Annotated in this window: 1 protein-coding gene; it reads left to right on the top strand. The window is 51.0% G+C overall.

The features are described from left to right. Positions 1-637, top strand: a 637-nt coding sequence (locus FVV99_RS18465) for a hypothetical protein (RefSeq protein WP_236645480.1), incomplete at its 5' end; no start/stop codon positions are given. Between the last annotated feature and the right edge of the window lie 4 nt (positions 638-641).

Genomic DNA, 641 nt, shown 5'->3' on the forward strand with positions numbered 1-641 from the left:
GTTAGAGAGCAAAGGAGACTCTATGCCAAGGCAAATCCCACGGGATGCTGTTGCCAAGTCAGTTATTGCAGGAATTACCCGAGCGCAGCATGACTATGAAGCTCTTTCAGGGGGCGATTGGGCTTGGATGGCCGCAGAATATTGGATTACAACCTATGTAGCTAAGGAAGTGGGAGACATTCCGGGCGCGAAGCTGGTAACAGTCGAGAGTAGTGCCAAGCAAGCAGTTGAAGACGCGGGTGGTTCTCGGAGGGGGAGACCACCTAGTGCAGCGAGGCTTGGTGGACGGTTTGACATACTGCTTTGGTATGCCAACGGTTTCCCCCGGGCCGTTATCGAAATAAAAAGTCAGACGTCGATTTCCCCAATTCTGGAGGATGTGGACCGAATTCAGGCATTGCTCAAGTCCAGATCAGATTCATCGACCTTGAGTTTTGGCGTCATAGGGTACTACTTCTCCGCGAAGCCAAGAAGGTCAATGAAAGGTCAAGATAAGGTGGCCACACAAATTGGCAGCCTTATTGATGAAGTTAGAGCTAGGTCGTATTCGGGTGTCAAGGTAATTCCACATGTGTCGGATGTTGCGGTTGAAAGGTCGGGAGACGCATGGGGTGCATGTGCAATTCTCCTATGCTGATCGC

The sequence above is a fragment of the Aidingimonas lacisalsi genome, assembly GCF_008079445.1.
GTDB lineage: Bacteria > Pseudomonadota > Gammaproteobacteria > Pseudomonadales > Halomonadaceae > Aidingimonas > Aidingimonas lacisalsi.